Source organism: Streptomyces sp. NPDC059851 (assembly GCF_042732005.1).
Classification (GTDB): domain Bacteria; phylum Actinomycetota; class Actinomycetes; order Streptomycetales; family Streptomycetaceae; genus Streptomyces.
In genome coordinates, this window is the sequence record NZ_JBHWJJ010000004.1 from 91555 (window position 1) to 107523 (window position 15969).

Consider the following 15969-nt stretch of genomic DNA (forward strand, 5'->3'; position numbering starts at 1 on the left):
CCGCCGGCACGGGAGTCCGGAGGCCGGAGGCGGCGCCACCGCCGCATCGCCCGTCCGGTGTCAGACGACGCCGGGGATCTGCCGGGCCTTGAACGCGTCGCGCACGGCGTTCGCTGCGTTCGCGCCGTACATGCGCTGAGCCGTCGCGATCGTCGTCAGGGCAGCGTCCTGGAAGCTCGTGTCCGGTCGGAAGCCGAACTGCGCGTTCACGATGATGCGGTCGGCGGTCCGCGCCCCGAGCGCCCCACGGATGTCGGCCAGCGCCCGGGACCATATCTCCCCGTCCGCGTGGACCTCGCCGACCCGGTCGGCGTACACCTTGCCGCTGTCGGTGCGCCGCAGGCAGTGCGGGGCGGCGGTGTACGCGACCGCGTCCCAGTCCGCCACGCACGCCGGGTCGGCGCCGCGCGGCCATCCGTACTTCGCGGCGGCGTGCGATCCGACCGCGACGGCCAGGTAGTCCCCGAACGCCTCGCCGATCGCGCCCGCCTCCGGCGAGGTACCGAACCCGGGCACCTGGGCGTGGTGCACCGCGTGGCCGTACTCGTGGACGATGACCTCGGCGTCCTCGGCGTCGTCCACACCGCCCTTGCCCAGGCGGATCTCGGCCTTCTTGTCGGTGAAGAAGGAGTTGTCGGCACCCCACTGGTTGATGCGGACGGGCTGCGCCCGGTCGTTGGCGCCGGGCAGCTCGCTGCCGAAGCCCAGGCCCTGGAGGTACTCCTGCGCCTCGTTGACCCAGAAGTACGCCATGACCTGCTCGAACCGGTCGTCGGTGCGGTCGTAGGAGCCCACGTCCGCGAGGCGGGCCGAGGCTCCGGTGTCCGAGCGCACGTACGCCCACTTGCCCGACAGCGATCCGCTGCCGTCCAGGTTCCGCAGCGCGGCCAGGGTGTAGGCGGACTCGGGCACTGCGGCGGCCCCGTCCTTGCCGTCGGTCAGCGTCTGGTCGCCGGTGGACTGGACGGGGTTGACCATGAAGATCCGGGCCATGGGCAGCCCGGCCCCCGGGCCGGCGCCGGTCGACGGGGGCAGGGCCGCAGCGGGCCCGGCCAGGCCGACGACTGCCGCTGTGGCGGTGGCTGCGGCGATGAGGCCGCGGGGGGTGCGGCGGGCCATGAGACGTCCTCCCGTGCTGGAGTGGGGCGGGGTGCGGCCGAGATCCTCGCGCACACCCACCCCGTTTGACCAGGCCCGGGAACGAATTCCTGCACGGGGCCCCGCCCGTCGCGGGCAGGGGTCAGGGGGATGCGGGGTCGCCGGCGCGGAGGATGCCGTCGAGTTCCGCCTGAATCCACGCCCGCCCGGCGTCGTCCTGCCGGGGGCCGGTGTTCTCGATGACCGCCCAGCCCTTGTCGCCCTGGGGGGCGGCGAGTTGGACCAGGTGGTGGTCGAGCCGCCCCGTGATCATCACCGCGAGCAGGGAGACGTACTCGCGTTGCAGGTCGGGCGCGAGTTCGCCGCCGCCGGGCACCTCGAACACGGCCCGGTGGGGGCCCTCGCCCAGGAGGGCGCAGGTGGTCTGGACGGCGCGGATGAGCACTTCGAACCGCTCCCCGCTCAGGCGGGCCCGCACCCCTTCCAGATAAGACCCCAGGACTTCGGCTTCGGGACCGCCGTCGTCCGGTTCGGCCGGACGGTTCTCGACCACGTTCCCACCCCTCCCGGACGGCCGTGTCCACCCGCAGTCTAGGCAGAACCCCCCGGCCCCAAGGCGCTCTTCGACCACTTGCCCGCTCCCCCGCTGCAACCCGGCCAACCGGCCCCGACCCACTCCTCCCGGCCGGGGGGCGTCGGCGACTATGCCGGCCACATATTCTGTACGAATAGACAGCACGAGTTTTCGGGACTAATTCACCGTTTTCCGCTGCCCCACGTTGACATCGCAGTCCCCCGTGAGGGTTAATTGCTTTGCAGTTGGCCGGATCCGTTCGACATACGACCGATTCCTCCCCACAAACATCACACATCCCCATGAAAAATCCGCACCAGAGGGGGAACGCTCCAGGTCGCAGCGCTCATCTTTCACAGTGAGCGAGTACTGACGGACGAGACTTCTTCATGGGGGGACCAAATGGCCGGGCACACCGATTTCACCGTTCCCGATTTCCATCTACCTTTTGGGAACACGAAGCACCCGCACGCCGCGCGCGCCAATGCGGAGGCCACGGCATGGGTGGTGCACCACGAACTGGTGACCGATGCCGTGGACCAGTTCGCAGGGATCGGTTTCGGCCACCTCGCGGGCCGGGTGAGCGGGGAGGTGCCGTACGAGACGGTCGTGCTGCTCGCCGAGTGGATGGCCTGGTCGTTCGTCCTGGACGACCAGCACGACCATCTCATCCGGAACGGCCGACTGTCCGCATGGCGGCCCGTCGTCGGAGCCATCACCGAATACCTGGGGACGGGCCGGATCGGCGACGCGACGGCGCGCGGGAATCCGCTCGTGCGAGGGTTCACCGAGCTGTGCGACCGGATCCTGGCCGGGCTGTCCGCACCTGCCGCGGTCCGCTTCCGGTCCCATTTCCGGCTCGTGCTGCGCTCGTTGGACCAGGAGGCCGGCAACAGGCAGGTCGGTGGCTGCCCGTCGGTCGAGGACTACGTCCTGCTGCGCCGGCACAGCTCCCAACTGCTGCCCATGATGGACATGGTGGAGGCGGGCCTCGGCCTCGACCTGCCGCAGCGGATCCACGACCTCCCCGAGTTCCGCGAGGTCGTCACGTGCGCCCTGGACGTCATCGGGTGGGAGAACGACGTGTTCTCCTTGCCGAAGGAGCACTCCTGCGGGGACAACAACAACCTCGTCTCACTCGTCGCCTCCTGGGAGCGGTGCTCGCTGGCGGACGCGCTCCGGACCGTGGAGAGCCGCATCCACGCCCGCATAGAGGAGTACCTCGACTGCGAGCGGCGCCTGTTCCGGGTCCTCGATGCGGGGGACGGGACCGACCCGACCCTGCGCGAGGCGGTCGCCCGGTGCGTACGCAGTTATGAAGACTGGATGATCGGCGCGGATCTGTGGCAGCGTTACGAGTGCACGCGGTACAGCGACGAACGGTTCGCAGCCGGGCTGGAGTCTGCGTACACCCGCCCGGACCTGGTATCGGTGGCATGACGAGGGGGTCCGCCCGTGGCACACGTGGAACGAGGGGGCCCCGCGGCCGGCGCCCCCGTGGCCCCGGGACGGTTACCGCTCCTCGGCCACGCCCTGCCGCTGTGGCAGCGGCCGATAGCCTTCCTGGAGTCGCTGCGGGACCACGGCGAGGTCGTACGGATCGACATCGGCACCTGGCCGGTCCACGTCCTGACGACGCCTGAGCACGTCCACTCCGTACTGGTCCAGCAGGCACAGCGGTTCGGCCGGGGGCGGATCTTCGACCGGCTGCGCCCCGTGTTCGGCAACGGGATCGTGACGACCGACGGCGACTTCCACCGCGCACAGCGGCGGATGATCCAGCCGGCGTTCCACCGGAAACACATCACCGAGTACGCCGAGGCGATGTGCCGGCAGGCCGAGGCGATGTCCGCGTCCTGGACGGACGGGCGCGAGGTCTCGATCGTCACCGAGACCCGCCGCTACGCGATGTCCTCGGTGGCCGAGATGATCTTCTCGGGGGAACTGAGCCGCCCCGCCGTCGACGAGGTGCACCGCTCGCTGCCCGTCGTCCTGGAAGGCATGCTGCTGCGCGCGGTCATGCCCAAGTCCCTCGACCGGCTGCCGATTCCGCTGAACCGCCGGTTCGACACGGCCGCCGGGCGGCTGCGCGGGATCATCGACGAGGTGATCGACCGGTACCGGGTCCAGGACGCGGAGGGCCGCCACGACCTGCTCTCGCTGCTGCTGTCGAGCACGGACCCGGAGACGGGCCGGACGATGGACCCCGAGCAGGTACGGGACGAGGTGATCGCCATCATGTTCTCCGGCACCGAGACCTCCGCGACCACCCTGGCCTGGATGTTCCACGAGATCGGCCGCCACCCGGAGGTCGAGGAGCGCCTGCACGCCGAGGTCGACGCGGTGGTGGGCACCCGCCCCGTCCGCCCCTCGGACCTGCCCGGACTGACGTACGCGCAGCGCGTCTTCCAGGAGGCGCTGCGCCTGCACTCGCCGCTGCTGTTCACCCGGCGCGCCCTGGTACCGCTCACCCTCGGCGGGGTGTCCGTCCCGGAAGGGGCCGAGCTGGCCTACAGCCCGTACGCCCTGCACCGGGACCCTGCACTGTTCCGTGACCCGGAGGTCTTCGATCCGGACCGCTGGCGGCAAGAGGAGGGCGAACGCCCGCGCGCCCACCGGTACATCCCGTTCGGGGCCGGCCAGCACAAGTGCATCGGGGACTCGTTCGCGGTGGCGGAGATCCTGACCGCGGTGGCGAGCGTGGCCTCCCGGTGGCGCCTCGTTCCCGCCCCGGGGGTCACCGTGCGCGAGGTTCCGGCCGGGATCCCGCAGCCCAGCGAACTGCCCATGATTCCGGTCGCACGCCGCTGACCCGAGCCGACCGGACCGCCCCGACCGCGTCGGACCCCCGGCGCGGTCCGTTCTTTCCCGCTCTCCTGCCGATCTCTTCCCGCCATTTCCCGATCAATCCACCGCGAGGAAGTGCGCGGAGGGTACAGCATTGCACTCGCACGGGTGGCGGGATGCGGAGAATACAAGGTGATTCGGCAACGTCTCGTCCCCAGGGCCATACACTCGGCCGCACGCGCAGGAGGGGGCAGGAATGTCGTATGCCATGGAACCCAGAGGAGGGGCGGACAAGCCCCTGCTCGAGCGGGAGTCCGAATTGCTGGCGATCCGACGCGCAGTGGACGATGTGCGCGGCGTATCCGATCAGGGTCCGGGCGCGACCACCCGCCGCGGAGGTGTGCTGACCTTCGCGGGATCGGCCGGCATAGGCAAGACCACGCTGCTGGCCGAGGCCCGCCGGTACGCCGTGGACCACGGCTGCACCGTGCTGTTCGCGCGCGGCGGCGAACAGGAGCGGCAGGTACCGTTCCACGTGATGCGGCAGCTCATCCAGCCGACGTTCGCCGCCATGGCGGAGCAGGAGCGGCGTGGCGCCCTCGGCAACTGGTACGCCATCGTCGCCCCGGCACTCGGCCTGACCGCGGTCAGGAAGGGCCCGACGGCACCGGACCCGCAGGGTGTGCGCGACGGCCTGGACTGGGTCGTCACCCAGCTGACGGTGCGTAGCGCGCCGGTCGTCCTCATCCTCGACGACGCGCACTGGGCGGACGCGGAGTCCCTGGCCTGGTTGACCGCGTTCGTGGCCCGCGCCGAGGAGCTGAACCTGCTGATCATGGTGGCCTGCCGCCCGGACGAGATCCCCACCGATGCGGCGGGGCTGCGCAACCTGATGGGGCGGCGCGGGACCCGGCCGCACGAGCTGGCGCCGCTCACCACGGGCGCGGTGGCGCGGATCGTCAGGGACGCCCTCGGATCGAGCGCCGACGACGTGTTCTGCCGCGAGTGCTGGGCGATCACCGGTGGTAACCCCTTCGAGGTCGTCGAGTTGGCGATGAAGGGGCGCGACCGCGGGCTGAAGCCGCACCAGGACAACATCGCGCAGCTCCGTGATCTGGCCTCCGCCGTCAAGGGCAGCGGTCTGATCGAACGCCTGGAGCAGTTGGGGACGTCGACCGTCCGTTTCGCCTGGGCCGCCGCGGTGCTGGGCACTGCCGTCCCGATCGGCATCGTCGGTAGTGTCGCGGCGCTCGGGGAGGCGCAGGCCGCCGATGCCGTCGAGCAGTTGCGCGGCGCCCGCATCCTGACCGTCCTGACCAGCCTGCGGCGCAAGGAGGTCGTGGAGTTCTACCACCCCCTCATCGCCACCGCCGTCTACCGGTCGATCCCGCCCGGCGTGCGCGTCGCCATGCACGGCATGGCAGCACAGGCGTTGATCGACGACGGGCACGGCACGTCCACGGCCGCCCGCCACCTACTGGAGATGCACCCCGAGGGCGACCCGTGGGTGGTGCAGCAGCTGCGCCAGGCGGCGCGCGACAGCTTCTCCGCAGGAGCGCCCGACGCGGCGCGGCGCTATCTGGCCCGTGCGCTGCGCGAACCGCCCGAGGCGGAGGACCGGGCCGAGGTGCTGTTCGAACTCGGTTCGGCGAACCTCCTGCACGATCCCGTGACGACCATCAACCAGCTCAGGACGGCACTGGAGGAGCCGCAGATCGCCCAGGGCCTCCGGGAGTCGATCACGTACCGGCTCGCGCAGGCACTGGCGCACACGGGCCAGCTGGCTGAGGCCGCCGGGCTGCTGGCCGACGAGGCGCGGCACGCCACGAGTTCCCGCACCCGGCTGCGCATGCAGGCCGAGCAGTTCAAGTGGAACGCGGTCCGGGTCGACGAGGAGAACTCGCCCGCCAGGTCACGGCTGCTCGCCCAGTTCGCCAAGCGGCTGGCCGGCCGCGGCCTGGCGGAGCGGCACATCCTGGGCCTGCGCTCCTGGGACGCCGCCATGCGCGGGGAGCCCGTCGCCACCTCCCTCGACTTCGCCGAGCAGGCGCTCGACGGGGGCATGAGCTGGACCGACCAGGACTTCGGGTTCGAGGTGCCCGCCGTCATCGCGGTCACCCTCATGTACTGCGACCAGCCGGGCCGGGCCGAGGAGTTGTTCAACGAGGGCATCGTCGAGTTCGAGGCGAAGGGTTGGCGCGGCGCGCACCTGTCGTTCGTGTACACGCTGCTCGGATACGTCCGCTACCGGCGCGGGCGGCTCGCCGAGGCCGAGGACTTCGTGCGCAACGGCCTGGAGATCGCCAACCGCATCGGCCACGACATCCCGGCGCAGTGGTACGCGGTCGGTACCTTGATCGAGACGCTGCTCGCCCGCGGCCACCTCGCCCAGGCCGAGAAGGTCGCCCGTACCTACCGGTTGGCGGAGGGGTTCCCGCGCGCCATCGTCTATCCCGACCCGCAGGCGGTGTGGGGCCGGCTCCTGCTGGCCCAGGGCCGGGTCGAGGAGGCCGAGCAGCAGCTGGCCGCCGCGGGCAGGCGCCTCGACCTGCGCGGTACGCGGAACCCCTCGTGGAGCCCGTGGCAGCTCGACCTGGCGCTCGCGCAGGCGACGTACAACCCGGAGCTGGCCCGGGCGACGGCGACCGAGGCCGTGGCACGGGCCCGTGCGTTCGGCGCGTCCAGTGTGATCGGGCAAGCGCTGCGCGTCGCGGCGTCGACCACGGACCCGGTACAGGCGACGGTCCTGCTCCAAGAGGCGGTCACCCACCTGGAACAGTCGCCGGCGGCCTACGAGTTCGCCCACGCCCTCGTCGACCACGGCACGGCCCTGCAGACCATCGGCGATCCGCACCGGGCGGCCCAGCAGCTCTACCGGGGCATGGAGAGTGCCGTCGCCTGTGGGGCGGACGCCCTCGCCGACCGGGCCCGTACCCAGCTCGCGTCGGCCGGTCTGCGCCCGCGCCGGCTGCACACCTCCGAGCAGGACAGTCTGACGGTCGCGGAGCACGCGGCCGCCCGGCACGCCGCCCTCGGCCTCGACAACACGGCCATCGCCAAGGAACTGCACATCGAGGTCCCCACGGTCTCGGAGCTGCTGTCCGCGGTCTTCACCAAGCTGGGCACCGACCGGACCGGACTCCGCCGGGCGCTCGGCGTGTGACGGCCGGCCGGTCAGCTCCCCCGAACACCCCCGCCCACGGTTCCGGGCGGGGGTGTTCCGCTGCCCGGGCGGGAAGGGCCCTCCGTCCGGCACGGGCTGAGGGGGGCGGGTGCTGCATGCGGCGGCACCGGGGTCCCCGGGGGCGGCTCCGGCGGGGTGGCGGCCGGCCCCGGAAGCTGCGGGACGTCAGGCCGCCCCCACCTTCCAACGCGGGCGCCGGGCCAGGGTGACCGCGCGCAGCACCCACTCCACGGGCCCGTACGGGTGGCGGGTCAGCCACCAGCGGCTGAACACCACCTGGACCGCGAACAGGGACAGGGCGATCAGGGTGACGTACGCGGGCGCGACCCGACCCGTCAGGGCGGCACCGTAGCCGGTGAACACGAAGGCCAGCACCAGCGATTGGGTGAGGTAGTTGGTCAGCGTCATCCGGCCCGCCGGGGCCAGGACCGCCGCCAGGCGCCGACCGCGCGGTCCGGCGAGGATCCGCAGGACGGTGGCGCCGTAGGCGGCGGCGAGTAGCGGGGCGGTGGCGAGGTTCACGCCGACCGCGGCCAGCTGGTACGCGCCGTCCCCGTCCCCCAGGTTTGCGTGCGCCCAGACGAGAGCGCCGGCGAGGCCGACCGTGAAACCCGTCCACTGGAGGCGGCGCAGGTAGGGCGTGCAGCGGGTGTGGTGCGCCAGCATCCGTCGCTTGCCCGCCGCCAGGCCCAGCAGGAACGCGGCGAAGGAGGCCGGTGCCTGGAAGAACGCCAGCATGAACGCCGCCTCGGGCAGCATTCCCAGGTGGTAGCCGATCACGGAGCGGGCATCTCCGTGCAGCGCCTCGGCGGCCCGGCGGCCCTCCTCCACGGCTGCCGCGGTGTCGACGGCGGCCCCGCCGGCCGCGTGGACCAGGGCGGCGAGCAGCAGGTAGCCGACTGCGAGCACGGCGAACAGGACGACGGCGGCCCTGACCGCGGTGCGCGGCCCGATCCGGTGCACGGCGAGCAGGAGCAGCCCCAGCACGGCGTACGTGGTGAGGATGTCGCCGGGGAAGAGGAAGACGGCGTGGCAGAGCCCGAGCACGAACAGGCCCGCCGAGCGCCGCAGGATGCGGGGCCGGAAGGCGGCGCCGGCGCGGTCGGCGGAGGCCAGTTGGAGGGTGAAGCTGTAACCGAAGAGGAAGGAGAAGAGCAGGTAGAACTTGGCTTCGAAGAAGACCGAGGTGAGGAAGCGGACGGTCATGTCCCCCGCGGATCCGAAGGCGGGGCTGCTGCCTTGGTAGGCCGAGGCCATGAAGGCGATGTTGACCAGGAGGATGCCGCAGAGGGCGAAGCCGCGCAGGGCGTCGACGTCGGCGAGGCGGCGTGCGGCCGCGGCGGACCGGGGCGGCTCGGCCGCGCGGCGGCGGCGCGTCGTGCGTGTCAATGTCATCCGAACCCCAGGCCCCCAAAACTATCGCTATCGAAACGCTCGTTTAGATTTCGACCGTACTATGTTTGTTCGGGAAGTGCGAGCGAGGAGGGACCACGACACGACGGTCGTCGTCCACCGCGATGCGCGGGGAACGGGGCCCGCACGCCCAGGGCCCCGGGGCTCCGGCGCAGTGGCTACGATGCACCGCACGTCCCGGGGCACCCCGGCGGCGGCGGTCCCGGCGACACCTTGGAGCAGTAGCGATGACGAGCGGATCCGCGGCGGAGCCGGCCGCGCCCGGGATCGGGACCCGGACCCTCGTGCACGCCCTCGTCCGCGAGGACGGCACGGTCGACGCCGGTGAGCTGTACGCCGTCGCCGAAGCCCTCGGCATGACGGACCAGCAGGTCCGGCTGTGCGTCAAACGGCTCGTCGGCGAGGGCCGGTTCACCCAGGAGGGGCGGGGCCGCAAGGCCCGGCTGCGCGCCACCGCCGACGCGACGGGGTCCATCGCGCCCGACGTGGAGTACGTCCGCCACGCCTACCGGCAGGACAGGGGGCTCGCCCCCTGGGACGGGACCTGGCACCTGTTCGCCTTCGCCATCCCCGAGGCCTCCCGACAGGCCCGCGACGCCCTGCGGGACGCGCTGCTCCACCTCGGTGCGGCCCCGCTCCAGGGCGGGCTGTACGTCAGCGCCAACGCGATCGGGGAGATCGTCGAGGCCCATGCCGGCGGGCTCGGCGTCCTCTCCTCCCTCACCCGCCTCACCAGCCGCGATCTGCGGGTCGGAGAGGAGGAGGATCCGGCCGGACTGGCTGCCCTGCTCTGGCCGCTCCGGGCGGTCGCGGAGCGGCACGAGGCGCTGGCCGCGCTCGCCGCGGCGCGGCTGGCCAGGCTGTCCGGGCCGGACCGGCCGACCGGGATCGAGCGGCTGACGTACGCGATCGAACTGGCGACGGCCTTCACCACCGCGATGGAACCCGACCCGCTGCTGCCGCCCGAGCTGCTCCCGCAGCCCTGGCCGGGCGCCCGGGCACGGGCGCTTGCCGCGCAGTGCTGGGACGCGCTCGCGGCCGGGGACACGGCGGATCCCGGGCGGCTCCGGCTGTTCCGGCTCTACGAGGGCGTGGCCGGCAGCGCGGCGGGGGAGCCCGGCGGGGCCTGACACGACGGCGGGCCGACGGGCGCCGGCCGACCGGGGCGCCCTGGGTCCCGGTCGGCCGTGGATCGGCCAAATCTTGCCCAAGGGAGTGTCGCGTCCAAGGTGGCGGCCCGACCGCCGGGGCCGCGGCGTCTAGCTTCAGCACACATGAGTGTCGACAACGACGGCGGGCCGGTGCCCCCGGTCGCACGGCGCACGCTGGTGCGGGCCGGTCTGGGCGGCGCCGCCCTCCTGGGGACCGGGCTGCTCTGCGTCGCGTCCACGGCATCGGGGACGCGCCCGCAGACCGGCGTGGGCGGACCGCGGCCCGCCGGGCCCGGGCCCGCATGGCGAGAGCTCGCGGCGGGGAACCTGCGCTGGCGCACGCTCCACGAGCGCCACCCGGACGAGAGCCGCAGCGTACGGCGGGTCCTGATGGGCGGGCAGCATCCGTTCGCCGTGGTCCTGGGCTGCGTCGACTCGCGGGTGCCGCCGGAGCTGGTGTTCGACCAGGGGTTGGGCAATCTGCTGACGGTGCGCTCGGCGGGCCAGGTCCTGGACGAGGCCGTTCTGGGCAGCATCGCGTACGGCGTGCTGGAGCTGGACGTTCCGCTGGTCGTCGTCCTGGGCCACCAGGGGTGCGGGGCGGTCGCGGCCGCGGTGGACGCGGACGCTACCCATGCCCGGCTGCCGGCACACATCCGCTACCTGGCCGACCAGATCCGCCCCGCGGTGGATCCCGCCCTGCCCCGGCACTCCCGGGTCGACGCGGCCGTCACCGCGAACGTGCGCCGGGTGCGGGCGAGCCTGGCCGCCGAACCCGACCTCGTGCCCCGGGTCGCCTCGGGCCGCCTGGCCGTGGTCGGAGCCCGGTACGAGCTCAGCAGCCAGGGCGTGACCCGCCTCGATTGACCGGGCCGCCTCGACCACGTCCGACGGCGCCCGGGGGTGACGACCGAGTCGTCCCGGTCGGCGCCCTTTGGGTAGGGATTCCCCCCGGGCAGTGACGCAGGAGCCGTCTCCAACGCTGAAGGGCATGAGACGGACACCCCCACCAGCGACCCCCGAGGCCCCACCCGATGCACCGACCATCCGGCGTCCCGGACGACGACACCATCGAGCTCTTCCTCCCCGACGCGTACGCGTACGCGGAGGGGGACGAGGACGGGGAAGCGGCGGCCCCGGCGGCGGCAGCCGCCCACGAGGACCGCCCGGTCTTCGTGGACGCCTCCGGGCGCAGACAGCTCCGGGTGCGCCGCTGGGGCTACGTGCTGGTGGTACCCGCCGCCGCATACGTCGTGCTGCTCGTCAGTACCCTGCTGGGCGGCCCCACGATCGAGTCACCGCTGCTCCCCTCCGCGCAGGCCCCGCACTCCCCCACGCCCGGCGGCCCGACGGCCGGTACGCCCGGCCCCACCCGCAGTGCCCCCGGCGGCAGCCCCCGCCCGGCCCCGGCCGGCGCGCGGAGCAGCGTGCCGCCCGCCTCCGCCGGGACCGACGGTCCGGCGCCCGGTACGGGGCCGGGCCCGACGAAGGCCGCCACGGAGCCGGGAAGCGCCGCCCCGTCGGTGCCCGGCGGCGGGCAGGGCCGTGGCAGGACCGACCCGCCCGGCCAGGGCGGGGGCAAGCCCACCGCCCGCCCCTGAGCGCAGCACACCCAGACGCCAGGTACCCCCGCAGGCACCGCGCCGCACAGCAGTCAGGACCCCTCCCCTTGTCGAAGAACCGTCGCCGTCGGGCCCGCGGCCGGCACAGCACCGTACGCAACGTTCCCCTGCGCACCCACTGGCTGCTGCTGACCACCCTCGTGCTGACGCTGTCGGCAGCGCTGCTCCTGCAGGGCTACACCCAGCACCTGTTCGACTCCAGGCCGGACGCGGAGCCCCGCGACCGGGGTTCGGCGGCGTCCGTGCCGGAGCAGATCCGCTCCGGCGGCCCGGTGATCGAGGGGGCGGCCGGCCGCACCGCCGGCCCGGGGCCCCGCACCATCGCGCTGACCTTCGACGACGGCCCCGACCCCGTCTGGACGCCGAAGATCCTCGACGTGTTGCGCCGCAACGGCGTCCGTGCCACGTTCTTCACCGTCGGCACCAAGGTCGCCGAGAACCCCGCTCTCGCCCGCCGGATCGTCGACGAGGGCCACCAGATCGGCCTGCACAGCTTCACCCACACCGACCTGGGCGCGGCGTCCGCCTGGCGGCGCTCCCTGGAGCTGCGCGAAACCCAGCTCGTCATCGCCGGCGCCACCGGGGTCACCACTCCGCTGCTGCGGCCGCCGTACTCCTCCACGGCCAAGGCGCTCGGCGACGCCGACTGGGACGCCGTCGTACAGGCGGGGCAGGAGGGCTACCTGACCGTCCTGACGACGCTGGACAGCGAGGACTGGCGCCGTCCGGGCGTCGAGCGGATCGTCGCCGACGCCACACCGAAGGACACCAACGGGCAGATCCTGCTGCTGCACGACGCCGGCGGGGACCGCGCGCAAACGGTCGGGGCACTGGAGCAGCTGGTGCCGCGGCTGAAGGCGTCCGGGTGGACCTTCGCCACCGTCGGCGACGCCGTCGCCCTGCCCGACGCGGTCCGGCCCGCCGCGACGGCGGACCGGTGGCAGGGGCTCGCCCTGATCACCGCGATCCGTACCAGCGACTGGATCCTCGAAGGCCTTTCGTGGCTGCTGTGGGGCGCGGGCGCGGTCAGCCTGCTGCGCGCGGTCGCCGTCTTCGTCGCGGCCCGGCGCCACGTACGGATGCGCCGCCAGCCCTGGGGCCCTCCCGTCACCGAGCCGGTGAGCGTCATCGTCCCCGCCTACAACGAGAGCGCCGGCATCGAGGCCGCGGTCCGCTCCCTGCTGGCCTCCGACCACCCCGTCGAGGTCATCGTCGTCGACGACGGATCCACGGACGGCACGGCCGACATCGTCGAGGCCCTGCGGCTGCCCGGTGTCCGGGTCATCCGGCAGCAGAACGCGGGCAAGCCCGCCGCCCTCAACACGGGCATCGCCGCGGCCTCCTGCGACCTGCTCGTCATGGTCGACGGCGACACCGTCTTCGAGCCGGATGCCGTCCGCATGATCGTCCAGCCGTTCGCGAACCGCCGCGTCGGCGCCGTCTCCGGCAACGCCAAGGTGGTCAACCGGGGCGGGCTGCTCGGCCGCTGGCAGCACATCGAGTACGTCGTCGGCTTCAACCTCGACCGGCGCCTGTTCGACCTCGCCGAATGCATGCCCACCGTGCCCGGTGCCGTCGGCGCGTTCCGCCGCGAGGCGCTGCTGCGGGTGGGCGGCGTCAGCGACATCACCCTGGCCGAGGACACCGACCTGACCATGGCACTGTGCCGGGACGGCTGGCGGGTGGTCTACGAGGAGCGCGCCAAGGCCTGGACCGAGGCACCCGCCTCGCTCGGCGCGCTGTGGAAGCAGCGCTACCGCTGGTGCTACGGAACCCTCCAGGCGATGTGGAAGCACCGCGGCGCCCTCACCCAGCGGGGGCAGGCGGGCAAACTGGGCCGCCGCGGCCTGCTGTACCTGCTGACGTTCCAGGTCCTGCTGCCGCTCCTCGCTCCGGTCGTGGACGTGTTCGCCGTCTACGGCCTGGTGTTCCTCGATCCCGTCCGCATCCTGGGGCTGTGGACGGCGTTCCTGGTCCTCCAGGTGCTGATGGGCCTCTACGCCTTCCGCCTCGACGGCGAGCGACCGGGACCGCTGTGGAGCCTGCCCCTCCAGCAGTTCGTCTACCGCCAGCTCATGTACCTGGTCGTCATCCAGTCCGTGTTCACCGCCGTCGCGGGCTCCCGGCTGCGCTGGCAGCGGATGGAGCGCTACGGCAGCCTCCAGGTCCCGGTCACACCGGCGGACGCGGCCCCGCTCGCACCGGAGTCCGCCCCGGAGCCCTCCCCGGGGCCCTCCCCGGGGCCCGCACCGCATCCGGCTCCGGGGCCGGCGTACGCGTACGGGCCGGACGGCGGCTGGGACACGGACCCCGCGTGGGGCCCGCACCCGTACGCGCAGACGCCGCAGCACCCCATTTGGCCCTCGGACGGGCCGGGCGGCGCCCACCGCTGACCCGGACGGACGCACCAGCGTGCCGGGGGCTTCCGGTCGGGCGCCAATGGGAGCAGAGCACCCCTCTGCCCTGGAGCCGCCATGTCCTCTCCGAACGAACCGTCCGTTCCGGAACCGCCGCGCCCGGGGAGTGCGGCGCGCGAGGCGAACGGCGCGGCGCGCGGATCGCCGGCGGGCCGCATCGTGCAGAGCACGGTGTCAGCGATCGTCCTCGTCCTGACCTGCATCCTGGTGCCCGTCTCGGTGCTCACCGTCTGGGTGCACGACGTCGTGCTCGACACCGACCGGTACGTGGCCACGATGGCCCCCCTCGCCAAGAACGAGGCCGTCCAGGACGCCGCGGTCCACCGGGCGACCGAGGCCGTCGCCGTCCGCGTCGACGCCCGGGCGGTCACCGACGACGTGGCCGACTGGCTGGAGTCGCAGGGCCTGCCGCCCCGGGCCGCCGACGCGGTACGGGGGTTGGCCCCGCAGGTGGACTCCGCCATCGACGGGGCCGTCACCAAGGTGGCCACCCGCTTCGTGGAGAGCGACCAGTTCGCCGACGTCTGGACGGGCGCGAACCGGGTCGGGCACGCGGCCGTCGTGCACGCGCTCACCGGCCAGGGACGCGGCGCGGTCGGCGTCTCCGACGGCACGATCACCCTGAACATCGGCACGCTGGTGGAGCAGATCAAGGAAGCCCTCGTGAACGCCGGACTGTCCCCGGCGAGCAAGATCCCGGAAGTGGACAAGCAGATGGTGCTGTTCCACTCAGAGGAACTGGGCAAGATCCGCAATGCCGCCCGCCTGCTGGACGTACTCGGGATCTGGCTGCCCGTCTTCACCGTGCTGCTCGGCGCGGGCGGGGTGCTCCTGGCCCGGCACCGGCGCCGCGCACTCGCGTGGACGGCGCTGGGCGCGGCCTTCGCCTGCCTGGTCGTGGCCATCGGCCTGGTCGTCGGCCGGCGCTACTACCTCGACCACCTGCCCGCGCAGGTGCAGTCCCCGGCCGCGGCCGCGGCGATCTTCGACACGATCGTGCGCTTCCTGCGGGTCAGCCTGCGCACCACGATCGCCCTGGGCGTCGTCGTGGCCCTCGGCGCCTATCTGATCGGCCCCGGCCGGCTGCCGCAGGCCGTGCGGGCCGGATCCGACCGCACGGCCGACTCCGCCGCGGTGTGGGCGGACCGGCACCGGATCCGCACGGGCAGGGCCGGGACCTGGGTCGAGACCAACCGCCGCTGGGTCACGCTGGGCGCCATGCTCGTCGTGGTCCTGGTCTTCGCGCTGTGGAACCACCCGACGGTGCTGACCATCCTGCTGCTGGTGCTCATCCTGCTCGGGCTACTCGCCCTGATCGCCCTGTTCGCCGCGAGCGGCCGCGTCAACGGGGGCAGGGAGACGGGCACGGGCGCAGGTGCGGCCGCTGATCGGCCGACGGGGCCGCCCCCGCCCGGCGGGTGACCTGCTCGCCGGCACCACCCGCTCCGGGCGGAAGGGCGGTGCCGGCCCGCGGGTTCCCGGTCACTCCGGGAGCCGGCGCATCTCCACCACGTGCAGGCCCAGGGCCTGGAAGCGGGCGAGCAGGCCGTACAGGTGGGCCTCGTCGGTGACGGGGCCGAACAGGACCGTCTCGTCGGTGATGACGAAGTTCTTCAGCTCGGGAAAGGCCCCGCTGAGCGTCTCCGACATCTGTCCGTCGATGCGGATCTCGTATCGCATGAGCGCACTCTTCTCCCTAACGGGCAGGCTCGTTCCCTCCATG

The 15969-nt window shown here is 73.1% G+C and carries 12 protein-coding genes; 8 read left to right on the forward strand and 4 right to left on the reverse strand.

The features are described 5' to 3' along the window. Positions 1 to 60: 60 nt before the first annotated feature. On the reverse strand, positions 61 to 1119 hold the full coding sequence (locus ACFV7Q_RS02210) for a M4 family metallopeptidase (protein ID WP_385422633.1): 1059 nt from the start codon (positions 1117 to 1119) through the stop codon (positions 61 to 63). Positions 1120 to 1240: 121 nt separating this feature from the next. Then, positions 1241 to 1651: a hypothetical protein gene (locus tag ACFV7Q_RS02215; protein WP_385422635.1), complete on the reverse strand. Its 411-nt coding sequence runs from the start codon at positions 1649 to 1651 to the stop codon at positions 1241 to 1243. A gap of 423 nt (positions 1652 to 2074) precedes the next feature. Here ACFV7Q_RS02215 and ACFV7Q_RS02220 point away from each other — a divergent pair, with 423 nt between their 5' ends. The 3 genes from ACFV7Q_RS02220 (at position 2075) to ACFV7Q_RS02230 (ending at position 7622) form a co-directional block, all read left to right on the forward strand. Then, complete coding sequence (locus ACFV7Q_RS02220; protein ID WP_385422637.1) at positions 2075 to 3112, forward strand: terpene synthase family protein; 1038 nt, start codon at positions 2075 to 2077, stop codon at positions 3110 to 3112. A 15-nt stretch (positions 3113 to 3127) separates the two neighbouring features. Next, positions 3128 to 4483, forward strand: a complete 1356-nt coding sequence (locus ACFV7Q_RS02225; protein ID WP_385422640.1) for a cytochrome P450 — start codon at positions 3128 to 3130, stop codon at positions 4481 to 4483. A gap of 244 nt (positions 4484 to 4727) precedes the next feature. Continuing rightward, positions 4728 to 7622, forward strand: a complete 2895-nt coding sequence (locus tag ACFV7Q_RS02230; protein WP_385422642.1) for an ATP-binding protein — start codon at positions 4728 to 4730, stop codon at positions 7620 to 7622. 186 nt (positions 7623 to 7808) lie between these two features. Here the strand turns inward: ACFV7Q_RS02230 and ACFV7Q_RS02235 are convergent, their stop codons facing one another. Next, positions 7809 to 9038 carry a DUF418 domain-containing protein gene (locus ACFV7Q_RS02235; protein WP_385422644.1) on the reverse strand — a complete coding sequence of 410 codons (1230 nt, stop codon included), beginning with the start codon at positions 9036 to 9038 and terminating at the stop codon, positions 7809 to 7811. 245 nt (positions 9039 to 9283) lie between these two features. Here ACFV7Q_RS02235 and ACFV7Q_RS02240 point away from each other — a divergent pair, with 245 nt between their 5' ends. The 5 genes from ACFV7Q_RS02240 to ACFV7Q_RS02260 all read left to right on the forward strand — a co-directional run bounded on the left by ACFV7Q_RS02240 (position 9284) and on the right by ACFV7Q_RS02260 (position 15668). After that, complete coding sequence (locus ACFV7Q_RS02240; protein ID WP_385422646.1) at positions 9284 to 10186, forward strand: PaaX family transcriptional regulator C-terminal domain-containing protein; 903 nt, start codon at positions 9284 to 9286, stop codon at positions 10184 to 10186. 144 nt (positions 10187 to 10330) lie between these two features. Further along, the gene (locus ACFV7Q_RS02245; protein ID WP_385422648.1) at positions 10331 to 11074 is read left to right on the forward strand and encodes a carbonic anhydrase; all 744 of its coding nucleotides are present in this window, start codon (positions 10331 to 10333) and stop codon (positions 11072 to 11074) included. A gap of 167 nt (positions 11075 to 11241) precedes the next feature. After that, positions 11242 to 11808, forward strand: coding sequence for a hypothetical protein (locus ACFV7Q_RS02250; protein ID WP_385422650.1), 567 nt, complete (start codon positions 11242 to 11244; stop codon positions 11806 to 11808). Between the two features lie 68 nt (positions 11809 to 11876). Beyond that, on the forward strand, positions 11877 to 14222 hold the full coding sequence (locus ACFV7Q_RS02255; protein ID WP_385422652.1) for a bifunctional polysaccharide deacetylase/glycosyltransferase family 2 protein: 2346 nt from the start codon (positions 11877 to 11879) through the stop codon (positions 14220 to 14222). A gap of 81 nt (positions 14223 to 14303) precedes the next feature. Then, positions 14304 to 15668 (forward strand): hypothetical protein, encoded by a 1365-nt coding sequence (locus tag ACFV7Q_RS02260; protein ID WP_385422654.1) that lies wholly within the window; start codon positions 14304 to 14306, stop codon positions 15666 to 15668. Between the two features lie 60 nt (positions 15669 to 15728). Here ACFV7Q_RS02260 and ACFV7Q_RS02265 read toward each other — a convergent pair whose 3' ends face one another. Continuing rightward, positions 15729 to 15926 carry a hypothetical protein gene (locus ACFV7Q_RS02265; protein WP_385422656.1) on the reverse strand — a complete coding sequence of 66 codons (198 nt, stop codon included), beginning with the start codon at positions 15924 to 15926 and terminating at the stop codon, positions 15729 to 15731. Positions 15927 to 15969 lie beyond the last annotated feature (43 nt).